At 74.3% G+C, this 11748-nt stretch carries 8 protein-coding genes; 4 read left to right on the top strand and 4 right to left on the bottom strand.

The window, feature by feature from the left end; all coding sequences use genetic code 11:
* Positions 1 to 56: 56 nt before the first annotated feature.
* Together GA0070558_RS07720 and GA0070558_RS07725 are read right to left on the bottom strand one after the other, a co-directional pair.
* Positions 57 to 1001, bottom strand: a complete 945-nt coding sequence (locus GA0070558_RS07720) for a hypothetical protein (RefSeq protein ID WP_091277257.1) — start codon at positions 999 to 1001, stop codon at positions 57 to 59.
* A gap of 86 nt (positions 1002 to 1087) precedes the next feature.
* Positions 1088 to 2440 (bottom strand): S1C family serine protease, encoded by a 1353-nt coding sequence (locus GA0070558_RS07725; protein ID WP_439709573.1) that lies wholly within the window; start codon positions 2438 to 2440, stop codon positions 1088 to 1090.
* 220 nt (positions 2441 to 2660) lie between these two features.
* On the opposite strand from GA0070558_RS07725, the gene GA0070558_RS07730 reads away from it, so the two are divergent.
* The 4 genes from GA0070558_RS07730 to GA0070558_RS07745 all read left to right on the top strand — a co-directional run bounded on the left by GA0070558_RS07730 (position 2661) and on the right by GA0070558_RS07745 (position 8395).
* A complete protein-coding gene (locus GA0070558_RS07730) occupies positions 2661 to 3989 on the top strand; it encodes a ribonuclease D (protein ID WP_091277259.1) in 1329 nt (442 codons plus the stop codon).
* A 241-nt stretch (positions 3990 to 4230) separates the two neighbouring features.
* Complete coding sequence (locus GA0070558_RS07735) at positions 4231 to 5451, top strand: thiolase family protein (protein ID WP_091277261.1); 1221 nt, start codon at positions 4231 to 4233, stop codon at positions 5449 to 5451.
* Positions 5448 to 7517: a 3-hydroxyacyl-CoA dehydrogenase NAD-binding domain-containing protein gene (locus GA0070558_RS07740; RefSeq protein ID WP_091277263.1), complete on the top strand. Its 2070-nt coding sequence runs from the start codon at positions 5448 to 5450 to the stop codon at positions 7515 to 7517. Before GA0070558_RS07735 ends, GA0070558_RS07740 begins: the two co-directional genes overlap by 4 nt.
* A gap of 164 nt (positions 7518 to 7681) precedes the next feature.
* Entirely contained in the window at positions 7682 to 8395 is a 714-nt protein-coding gene (locus tag GA0070558_RS07745; RefSeq protein ID WP_091277265.1) for a hypothetical protein, read from the top strand.
* A gap of 120 nt (positions 8396 to 8515) precedes the next feature.
* Here the strand turns inward: GA0070558_RS07745 and GA0070558_RS07750 are convergent, their stop codons facing one another.
* Positions 8516 to 8899 carry a VOC family protein gene (locus tag GA0070558_RS07750; protein ID WP_091277267.1) on the bottom strand — a complete coding sequence of 128 codons (384 nt, stop codon included), beginning with the start codon at positions 8897 to 8899 and terminating at the stop codon, positions 8516 to 8518.
* A gap of 277 nt (positions 8900 to 9176) precedes the next feature.
* Positions 9177 to 11717 carry a malectin domain-containing carbohydrate-binding protein gene (locus GA0070558_RS34825; RefSeq protein ID WP_091277269.1) on the bottom strand — a complete coding sequence of 847 codons (2541 nt, stop codon included), beginning with the start codon at positions 11715 to 11717 and terminating at the stop codon, positions 9177 to 9179.
* Positions 11718 to 11748: the final 31 nt, after the last annotated feature.

An 11748-nucleotide genomic window follows, 5' to 3' on the forward strand; every position in this document is an offset into this window, starting at 1 on the left:
GCCCGCCCGTGGTGGCGTGGGCGGGGCGGGGTCGGGGACTTCCTACCTGCGCGACGTCAGAGGTAGTTCTCGGCCTCGTCGCAGACCTTGTTCATGCCCTCGGTGGCCTTGTCGTACGCGGCCTTGTTGTTCGCCGCCGCGGCCGTCAACGCACTGGTGAGCTTGTCCAGGCAGGTGGCGATGACCTTCTTCTGCCGGGCCTGCTCGTCCCGGTCGTTCCGGGTGCCGGTGAGGTCCTGCTCGGTGTTGGAGAGCTTGTCCCGCACGGCCTGCAGGTCGGTCTTGAGCTTCTCGATCTCGGTCTTGTTCGCCGCGATCGTGCCGTCCCGCTCGCTGACCTGGCCGGTCAGCCGCTTCTCGGTGCGGTCCAGCTCGCTGCTCTTGGTCACGTAGAGGCCGGTCATCACACCGCCGAGGACGAAGAGCAGCCCGGCCACCACGGCCAGGACCAGCACCTTGCGCCCGCCCCGGTTGGCGGCCGGTGCCGGGGCACCGTAGGGCGGCGTCGTGCCGGGCGGGCCGTAGGACGGCGTCGCGCCCGGCTGGCCGTAGGGCGGCATCGCTCCCGGCGGGCCGGACATCGGCTGGCCGAAGGCCGGGCCCGAGGCGGGCGGCACCGACATCGGCTGGCCGAACGCTGGCGACGGCTGCCCCGGCCCGGAAACCGGCGGGTGCCCGGCACCGGAAACCGGCGGGTATCCGGCACCCGAGACCGGTGGCATCGACACCGGCGGGTATCCGGCACCGGGAACGGGCGGCGTCGACACCGGCGCGGTGAACGGCTGCGTCGGCTGCGGCTGCGGCACGCCCTGCTGGACCGGGGCGAACTGCTGGGTCGGCTCCGCCGCCGGCTGCGGCGTCCCGTACTGACCCGGGGCGAACGGCCGGGTGGGCTCCGCCGGCTGGCCCGTCGGGTCGTACTGCGGGGGCACGGGCTGGCCGGGGCCGCCCGGCGGCGGATACGGCGGCTGGCTCCCCGGCCCGGTCGGTGGCTGCGACATTCTTCTCTTCCTCCAGGTGGGGCGGCCCGTGGCCGGGGCCGCGACGAACCGGCTGGTACGGGACGGACGGCGCGGAGCGGCCGAAGTCAGCAGATCCGGAAGCCGTCGCAGGCGACCTTGATGGGTACGGCGAGGCCGATGCCCTCGGCGTCGCGGGCCTTGGCGGTGGCGATGCCCACCACCTGCTTCTGGCCGTTGATGACCGGGCCACCGGAGTTGCCGGGGTTGATCGGCGCGTCGAACTGGATGACCGGGCCCGAGCCCTGGCCTGCCTCACGGAAGGCGCTGACCACGCCGGTGGTGACGCTGTCCTGCAGGCCGAGCGGCGCGCCGACGACGACGATCTGCTGGCCGGGCTTGACCGCGGCGGACGCCGTCACCAGCCCGGTGAACTTGCTGGTGGTGCGCAGCTGGGCGATGTCGTTGACCTCGTCGACCTTGACGATGGTGGCCGGGTAGCGCTGGTCGGTGCGTTCGAGGAAGACCTCCCGGCCGCCGCCGACCCAGACCGACTCGACCACGTGGAAGTTGGTGAACAGGTTGGTGCCGCCGCCGGTGTCGGGCTTGCCGACCGCGAAGGCGGTGCCGGTGAACTGCCCGGCCCGGACCCGGAAGACGCTGGGCAGGACGGCGCTGGCCACCGCCTCCGGGTTGAACTGCGCCCCGGCCTGCTTCTCCAGGGCCTGCGCCCGCTGCTCCAGGCCGTCGAGCCGGGCGCCGTCGCCGCTCTGCGCGGTGGCCAGCCGCTGGTCGGTGTCGGCCAGCCGGTCGGAGAGCCGACTGATCTGGTACGCCTGCACGCCGCTCACCACGGCCAGGACCAGGGCGAGCCCGAACGCGACGAACGTCAGCGCCCTGCCCCGGGGCCGCGGGGTGGCCCCGCCGGTGGGGGCGGACGCGGGCCAGGCCGGCCCGGGGGCCGGGGCCGTCCCGCCGTGCGGGTACGCCGGGCCGGGGACCACGGGCGACGGCGGCGCGGCAGCGTACCCGGCCGGGGGCTGCTGGCCGGGGGCGGACGACTGCTGGCCGGCGGCGGGTGGCTGCTGCGGTGCGGGCCAGCCGGCGGGCGCGGGACCGGACCACTGGCCGGGCGCGGCGGGCTGGGCGGGCGGGGGCGACGAGCCGGGCCAGTGACCGGGCGACGCGGCCTGACCGGCGGGCGGGTGGCCGCCTCCGGCCTGCGGGTAGGAGCCTGCTGCCTGCGGGTAGGAGCCTGCGGCCTGCGGATAGACGGCGGCGCTGCCGCGGTGCGGGTCGAGCCGGGGCGGGTCCATGCGGGGCGGCAGCGGGCCGGGACGGGTGTCGCCGGCCGGGGTCGCGGTGGCGGGCGGCTCGCCCACCGGCGGCTCGGCGGGTCGCGCCGGGGCGGCCCAACTCCCGCCCGAGCCGTCGCCGGGCCCCTGTCCCGGGCCCGTCGCACCGTACCCAGCCGTCGTCATCGTCACGTCCTCCCCGTCGCCGCCCTGGTGCCCGCCGACGCCGGTTCCGTCCCGGGCGGCGGCCCGAAGGAACGTACCCGCGCCGCCGCGCTTTGTCTTCCCCGATGTCCGACCCTGGCATGCCGGGTCAAGTAGCCGACGCCGACCCACACCGCGCGACGCCGACACACACCGCACCCGGCTGCGCGCGCCGGATCGCCGCGCGCACTAGGGTTGTCAGGTGACCGACGAACCACCCCTGCGCCGTCGGGCCGCCGAAAGCCGTACGGGAAACGAGCCGCACCAACCGCCGTCGGCCGCGCCGGAGCCGGTGGACGCGGGGCCCGAACCGACCGTCGACGGGCCCGTGCCCCTGACCGCCCCCCGCGAGGGGACACCCGAGCCGGTGACAACCGAGGCCGGGCTGGCCGAGGTCGTGGCCCGCTTCGCCGCCGGCACCGGCCCGGTCGCCCTGGACGCCGAACGCGCCTCGGGCTACCGCTACAGCCAGCGGGCATACCTGGTGCAGTTGCGCCGGGCGGGGGCCGGCACCGCGCTGATCGACCCGCTGCCGCTGCCCGACCTGAGCAGCCTGGACCTGGCCATCGCCGACGCCGAGTGGGTGCTGCACGCCGCCAGCCAGGACCTGACCTGCCTGGCCGAGGTGGGGCTGCGCCCGCGCCGGCTGTTCGACACGGAACTGGCCGCCCGGCTGGCGGGATTCGAGCGGGTCGGGCTGGCCGCGCTGACCGAGCAGCTACTCGGCTTCAGCCTGGAGAAGCACCACTCGGCGGCGGACTGGTCGAGCCGGCCGCTGCCGGAGTCGTGGCTCACGTACGCCGCGCTGGACGTGGAGATGCTGACCGACCTGCGTGACGTGCTCGACGCGGAGCTGGCCCGCCAGGGCAAGTCGGCGTGGGCGGCGGAGGAGTTCGCCGCGCTGGTGCGCAGCGTCGACCGCCCGCCCCGGGTCCGGGCGGAGCCGTGGCGGCGCACCTCCGGCATCCACCGGGTGCGCGGGGCGCGTGCCCAGGCGCGGATCCGGGCCCTCTGGTACGCCCGCGACCAGATCGCCGCCCGCCGGGACGCCGCGCCGGGCCGGGTCCTGCCGGACTCGGCGATCGTGGCGGCCGCCGAGTTGGACCCGAAGGACGAGAAGGCGCTGCTGACCCTGCCGGGCTTCGGCGGCCGGTCGGTGCGTCGACTGGCCCGCACCTGGCTGGCGGCGCTGGACGACGCCCGGCAGTTGCCCGACGACGCGCTGCCGGTGACCCCGGTGGTGGAGGGGCCGCCCCCGCCGCACCGCTGGGCGGAGCGGGACCCGGTGGCGGCGGGCCGGCTGGCCCGGTGCCGGGAGGTGGTGGTCCGGATCGCGGGCGAGCACGCCCTGCCGCCGGAGAACCTGATCGCCCCGGATTCGATCCGCCGGCTCGCCTGGACCCCGCCGGAGGAGGTGACCGAGGCGACGGTCGCCGAGACGCTGCGCGGCTTCGGGGCGCGCGAGTGGCAGCTTGCGCTGCTGGTGCCCGACCTGACCGCCGCGCTCGCGGGTCCGGCCCCGGCGGCCTGACCCGGCAGCCGGGGTCGGTCGGGGGCCGGTCGGTGGGTTGGCGGCGGTCGCGGGGTCGGCGGCGGTCGCCGCCCCGCGCCGGACGCCGCGCCGGTGTGGGGTGGGCCACACGGGGGGTGGTGTCGACGATGGTTACTGGCGAGTAGCATCCGAGGGACCACGCCCGTGCCGCGATCCTCGTTCGGTCCGTGGTGCCGCTGGTCGGCGACGTGGCCGAGTCAGGGTCGAAAAGGAGGCTCAAGTGCCCCGTGAAGTCCGCGATGTCGTCTTCGTCGACGGCGTCCGCACCCCGTTCGGCAAGGCGGGTGGCATGTACGCCAACACCCGCGCCGACGACCTGGTGATCCGCTGCATCCGCGAGCTGCTGCGCCGCAACCCGCAGCTGCCGCCGGAGCGGGTCGAGGAGGTCGCCATCGCCGCCACCACCCAGATCGGCGACCAGGGCCTCACCATCGGCCGCACCGCCGCCCTGCTGGCCGGCCTGCCGAAGACCGTCCCGGGCTTCGCCATCGACCGGATGTGCGCCGGGGCGATGACCGCCGTCACCACCGTGGCCGGCGGCATCGCCATGGGCGCGTACGACATCGCGATCGCCGGCGGCGTCGAGCACATGGGCCGGCACCCGATGGGCGAGGGCGTCGACCCCAACCCGCGGATCGTCGCGGAGAAGCTGGTCGACCCGTCCGCCCTGGTGATGGGGGCCACGGCGGAGAACCTGCACGACCGGGTGCCGCACATCACCAAGGAGCGCACGGACGCGTTCGCGCTCGCCTCGCAGCAGAAGACCGCGAAGGCGTACGCCAACGGCAAGCTCCAGGGCGACCTGGTGTCGATGGCGATCCGCGACGACGAGGGCGGCTGGGGTCTGGCCACGGTCGACGAGGCGCCCCGCGACACGTCGCTGGAGAAGCTCGCCACCCTCAAGACGCCGTTCCGCCCGCACGGCAAGGTCACCGCGGGCAACGCGGCCGGCCTGAACGACGGGGCCACCGCGAGCCTGCTCGCCGCCGAGGACACCGCCCGCGAGCTGGGTCTCCCGGTCGCCATGCGGCTGGTGTCGTACGGCTTCGTCGGTGTCGAGCCCGAGGTGATGGGCGTCGGGCCGATCCCGTCGACGGAGAAGGCGCTGCGCATCGCCGGCCTGAGCATCGACGACATCGGCCTGTTCGAGCTGAACGAGGCGTTCGCCGTGCAGGTGCTCGCCTTCCTCGACCACTTCGGCATCGCCGACGACGACCCCCGGGTCAACCCGTGGGGCGGCGCCATCGCCATCGGTCACCCGCTCGCGTCCTCCGGGGTGCGGCTGATGACGCAGCTCGCCCGGCAGTTCGCCGAGCACCCCGAGGTCCGCTACGGCCTCACCGCCATGTGCATCGGCATCGGCATGGGCGGCACGGTCATCTGGGAGAACCCGCACTGGACCGGTTCCGCCGTTCCGGCTGGACAGGAGGGCAACGAGTGAGCGCGCTCGCCGCACCGAACGAGGTGGTCACCCGGGCGCTGCTGCGCCAGGTGAACGTGCCGGGGCTGGCCCGCCCGGCCGCCCTGATCACCCTCGACAACGGCTTCGACCACACCAAGCCGAACAGCTTCGGCCCGGGCGGCCTGACCAGCCTCGACGAGGCGATCACCGCCGCCCTCGCGGCGGACCCGGCGTTCGTCGCGGTCACCGGCAAGCCGTACATCTTCTGTGTCGGCGCCGACATCACCAGCCTGCCGCAGCTCGCCGACCGGGAGCAGGCCCTGGAGATCGGCCGGCTCGGCCACCGGGTCTTCGCCCGGCTGAAGGACAGCACGGTTCCGACGTTCGCGTTCGTCAACGGCGCGGCGATGGGCGGCGGCCTGGAGCTGGCGCTGCACTGCCACTACCGGACGCTGTCCGGCGGGGCGTCGGCCCTGGCGCTGCCGGAGGTCTCGCTCGGCCTGATCCCCGGCTGGGGCGGCACCCAGCTCCTGCCGAACCTGATCGGCATCCCGGCCGCCACCCAGGTGATCCTGCAGAACCCGCTGATGCAGAACAAGATGCTCAAGCCGAAGCAGGCCGCCGAGCTGGGCATCGCCGACGTGCTGCTGGAGCCGGCCGACTTCCTGGAACGGTCCCTGCAGTGGGCGGCCGGTGTGGTGCGCGGCGAGATCACCGTGACCCGGCCCGAGGTCGACAGGGACATGTGGGCGGGCGTGCTCTACTTCGCCCGGCAGACCCTCGATGCGCGGCTGCACGGCGCGGTCCCCGCCGCGTACAAGGCGCTGGACCTGCTGGAGACGGCGAAGGACGCCGACTTCGCGGCCGGCACCGCCGCCGAGGACGAGGCCCTCGCCGACCTGATCTTCTCCGAGGAGCTGCGCAGCGGGCTCTACGCGTTCGACCTGGTGCAGCGGCGGGCCAAGCGGCCGGCCGGCGCGCCCGACCGGGGCCTGGCCCGGCCGGTGAACAAGGTGGGCATCGTCGGCGCCGGCCTGATGGCCAGCCAGCTCGCGCTGCTGTTCGCCCGCCGCCTCCAGGTGCCGGTCGTCCTGACCGACCTCGACCAGGGCCGCGTCGACAAGGGTGTGGGCTACGTGCACACCCAGATCGAGAAGGCCGTCACCAAGGGCCGGATGGACAAGGGCACGGCCGCCAAGCTGTACGGGCTGGTCAGCGGCTCGGTCGACAAGGCCGCGTTCGCCGACGCCGACTTCGTCATCGAGGCCGTGTTCGAGGACCTGGACGTCAAGAAGCAGGTCTGGGCCGAGCTGGAGAAGATCGTCTCCCCGGAGGCGGTGCTCGCCACGAACACGTCCAGCCTGTCGGTCACCGCGATGGCCGCCGAGCTGGAGCACCCGGAGCGGGTGGTCGGCTTCCACTTCTTCAACCCGGTCGCGGTGCTGCCGCTGCTGGAGATCGTCCGGGGCGAGCGCACCGACGACGCCACCCTCGCCACCGCGTTCGCGGTCGGCAAGCAGCTCAAGAAGTCGAGCGTGCTGGTGTCCGACGCCCCGGCGTTCGTGGTCAACCGCCTGCTCACCCGCTTCCTCGGCACCGTCTTCGCCGCCGTCGACGCCGGCACCCCGCTGGACGTGGCGAACGCCGCGCTGGACCCGCTGGGCCTGCCGATGCGCCCGCTCGCCCTGCTCCAGCTCGTCGGCCCGGCCGTGGCGTACCACGTGGGCGGCACCCTGCACGGCGCGTTCCCGGACCGGTTCGCCGTGAGCGAGAACCTGCGCCGGATCGCCGAGTCGGGCCAGCCGATCGTGGTCGACGACGAGATCAACGCCGACGTCGCCAAGCTGCTGGTCGTCGGCGACGAGCCGCTGACCGCCGAGCAGGTGCGGCGCAACGCGCTCGACGCGCTGGCGCAGGAGGTGCGGCTGATGCTCGACGAGGGCGTCGTCGCCGAGGCGCAGGACATCGACCTGTGCCTGATCCTCGGCGCGGGGTGGCCGTTCCACCTGGGCGGCGTCACGCCGTACCTGGACCGGACGGGCACCAGCGAGCGGGTGACCGGCCGGCGGTTCCTGCCGCCCGGCGTGGCCAGCCTGCCCGCCTGATCCTTCCCGCTCCCCCGCGATCGCGGCGGCCGGACGTCCCTTTCGTGGGCGTCTCGGCCGCCGCGATCGTCGTTCACCTCACCTTCGCCCCGGCGGGGTCGGCTGCTGTCGGTGGGTCTGGCTACGATCACCGCTCCTGATCAACCAACTGGAGCTGAATCGACATGTCCCAGCCGTCGGGCAACCCCTATCCGCAGCAGCCCTACGGGGAACAGCCCGCCCCGCAGCAGCCGGGCGGCTACCCGCCGCCGGCCGGCCAGCCGTACGGCGCGCCGTCCGCCGCGCCGCTGCCGCCGAAGAAGTCCAAGGCCGGCAAGATCGTGCTCATCGTCCTGGCCGTGGTGCTCGTGCTCTGCCTCGGCGGCGCGGCGATCACCTGGTTCGCCGTGAAGGACGAGGTCGGCGACGTGGTCGACGCCGCCAACACCCGGGTCACCGCCCCGGCCACCCTCGCCGGCCGCAAGCAGGTCACCGACCCGGAGCTGACGAAGCTGGCGGACGAGCTGGTCGCCGAGATGAAGTCGAACGTGCAGAACGAGACCAGCACCGCCGGGGCGTTCTACGGCGACGCCGCCAAGCAGGACCTCGTGATGGTCGCCGCGGCGTCGGGCGTGCTGGCAGACCCGAAGAAGGAGCTGGACGACGCGATCGCCGGCCTCAAGACGGAGCTGACCGTCCAGGAGATGACCCCCACCGAGCCGGGCCCGCTCGGCGGCGAGGCGCGCTGCGGCGACGGCAAGACCGCGGGCATGCCGCTGGGCGTCTGCGTCTGGGCCGACCGGGGCAGCCTCGGCATGATCGTGGTGTTCTTCAAGTCCGCCAAGGAGGCGGAGGCCGAGTTCGTCACGATGCGCGGCCAGATCGAGCAGCGCTCCTGACCGGCGGGCGCCCGGGCCCCTCACGCGAGGCGGCCCGGGTGTGACCCGGCCCCCGCGCGAGGCGGGGCAGGCGGGTCGGGCCCCCGCGCCTCTGCGCGGGGGCCCGACCCGTTTCCGGGGCTAGGCCGACGCGGCCCGCTCGGCGGCGCTGCGCAGCACGCAGAACTCGTTGCCCTCCGGGTCGGCGAGCACCACCCAGCCGGTGCCGTCCGGCCGCCGCCGGTCGTCGACCTGGGTCGCGCCGAGGGCAAGCAGCCGCTCGACCTCGGCGTCGCGGGACCGGTCGGCCGGCTCCAGGCACAGGTGGACCCGGTTCTTCACCGTCTTGCCCTCCGGCACCTGGAGGAACAGCACGGTCTCCCCGTCGGCGGTGAGCACCATCGCCTCCGGGTCGCCGGGGTGGTCGTCGGGCTGCCGCCCGGTGCCGAACACCTGCGCCCAGAACCCGGCCAGGGCGTAGGTGTCGTGACAGTCGATGCTGATGTTCCTGATCCGTGCGCTCACGGTCGCCTCCGTGGTGGAGTGGGCGCCCCGCGGGATCGACAGAGGTCAGCGGCGGGTGGAGCGGGGCGCGGGACTGGTCGTGGTGGACATCAACCGCACCTCCCTCCGGCCGTCGGGCTGACGGGGACGATCCTGGCACGCCACCGGCCGCCCCGCAACGCCGTTTCCGCCGGGACGCGCGGCGGGGCCCGGTCGACGCGTACCCCGGAAAGGGCACCGGCCCGGCGCCGCGCGAACGCGGAGCCGGGCCGGGGTGCCCCCGTGGTGCGGCGGGGGTCTACGGGCCGACGAAGACGGCCTTGGCGCGCCAGTTGACCCCGTCGACGGCGGGGCCGCTGACGGTGGTGAACGCGCCGGTGGGCACGCCGTCGGCCCACGCGGTGGAGGCCAGCGCGCCGGTCGAGCGGCTGACCCGGTAGAGGGTGCCGCCGGCGAGGAAGATCGACGCGGTGTCGGCGAACCCGGTCACCCCCGCGACGGTGAACTTGTCGGCGCCGACCGCACCGCTGTCCGGGGTGAACCAGCGCCAGAACAGCCCGTTCTGGCCGGAGAGGGTGTAGTAGAGCCGGCCGTTGGTGTAGAGCATGCCGGTGACGTTGGCGATCTCCGCGTAGAAGCTGGTGGTGACCCCGGCGTACGTCTGCCCGGCCGGGCCGGAGTCGGTCTCCACCGTGTCCCAGTAGGCGTCGTGGTACGGGTCGACGAGGCTCGGCGTGCCGAAGGTCGTCCCGTCGAAGGTGCGCCGCTGGAGCGCGCCGTCCATCCCGTAGAACAGGGTGCCGCCGACCCAGAACGCGCCCTTCGCCTCCGACCAGTCCGTGTCGTCGGGGTTGGCGACCGGGGTGGCCGCGCCGACCGTGGTCGCCCCGTCGTACGAGCGGGCCTGCACCTCGTCGCCGGTGCCGGCGGGCGGCGGGCCGGTCTTGACGATCTCGATGGCGTTGACGAGCGGGTTCTCCACCACGTGCCCGAAGTCGATGTCGACGGTGCCGTCGCTGACGATCGTGAACGCCCGCGTGGTGCCGGTGTCGTGCCCCGGCGTGACCGCGAGGTCGAGGTCGTTCAGGACGAGCGTGCCGTCCAGGGTCACGTCGAAGACCCGCTTGCCGGGGGTGCCGGTGCCGGCGTACCGGTTGGCCAGGTAGAGCCGGACGGTGACCTCGGTGCCGGCGGGCACCGGGAAGTCCCACTGCATCTCCGGCGCGCCGGTGCCGTCCCACCGCTCGGTGCTGTAGAGCGCGGCCGGGGTGCCGGCCGGGACGGTCCCGTCGAGGTTGGGCACGACCCCGTAGCTCGCGGCGCTGCTGCCGGTGTTGTGGTACGGGCTGGGCGCGTCGGCGGTGTCGGCGCTCCAGTCCGGCCCGTTGTCGGTCGACGCGACGGCGGGGCCGGCGGCGTTGACCCGGTACAGCACGTTCGTCGGCACCGGCACGCCGGCCTGGTAGACCGTGCCGGACAGGCCGGCGGTGGTGGTCGGGTGCGGGGCCTTGCCGCCGGTCAGCGGGAAGAACGCGATCCGCTCCCGCCGGTACTGGAAGTTGCCGATCCAGGACTGGTCGGAGCCCAGCCAGATGCCCTGCGGGGTGACGAGCATCTCGGCCACGCCGTAGCCGCGCGGGTGCCGGCCCGGGTTCCACGACAGCGGCAGCCCGTTGCGCGGGTCGAGGGCGGCGATGCTGGCCCGGCCGATGGCCCCGGCCTTCGCGTTGTCGCCGCCCAGGGTGTTGTTGAGCCAGCGCAGGTGCCCGCCGACGTAGACGGCCTGCTCGCTGATGCCGACCGAGAGGAAGGTGTCGCCGCCGGAGTAGTCGACCCAGGTGGGCTGCTGTTCGTCGCCGGTCGCGGCGGCCTCCCAGCGGGCGGCCGTGTCGCAGAGCGACCCGCTGTACTGGCCGCCGGTGGTGACCACCACGAAGTAGCTGCCGTCCGGGGCGAAGGCCACGTCCCGCATGTACGAGTCGAACGCCTTCCACGAGCAGCGCGGGGTGTACCGGCTGGTGTTCCAGTCGGCGACGGTCGCGGCGGTCGCGCCGAGGTCCAGCCGCACGATCTGGTCGTGCAGGACCCCGTCGGCCTTCTTGAAGTTGCCGATCACGACGAGCTGGGTGCCGTCCGGGGAGAGCGCGAGCTTCTCCGCGCCGACGCCGGCCTTGGCCCCGCTCACCCCGTCGTAGTTGTGGTTCTCGGTGAGCGTGGTGGTCAGGTAGCTGTCCAGCGCGCCGGTGGTGGCGTTGAGCGAGGCGAGGCCGCCGCGCGGGTTGGCGTTGCCGGCGGTGGTGAAGATGCCGCCGACGAGCAGCCGGTCGCCGACCAGGGCGACGTCGTCGACGAGGCCGTTGAACGCCGGCCCGGCGAAGCTGGTCACGGTGGCCCCGGTGGCGATGTCGACCAGGGCGACCTTGCGCCGGGTCACCCCGTTGACCGTGTTGAACTTGCCGGCCAGGTAGACCGTGCCGGCGGTCGGGCCGGCCGCCACCGCGTTCACCTCGTTGTCGACGACCGGCACGAAGGCGGTGTCGACCGCGCCGGTGGCCTTGTCGAACGCCAGCACGTAGTTACGGGTGATGTCCACGTCCGAGTTGCGATTCTGCACCGTGGTGAACGAGCCCGCCGCGATGATCTTCGTGCCGGCGTCGTGGATGGCGAACACGGTGCCGTCCACGATGTCCGGCGACGCCGTGGACGGGACGGCGGAGACCACCTTGTCGTGGTCGGGCGCGGCGCTCGCCGGGCTGGCGGCGACGAGACCGGCGGCGGTCAGCGCGATCGCGGCGAGGACCGCCGGGGCGCGGCGGGTCAGGGACGAGGAACGGATCACGGGCAACTCCCGGAGCACGTGCGGACGGAGG

Source organism: Micromonospora haikouensis (genome assembly GCF_900091595.1).
Taxonomy (GTDB): domain Bacteria; phylum Actinomycetota; class Actinomycetes; order Mycobacteriales; family Micromonosporaceae; genus Micromonospora; species Micromonospora haikouensis.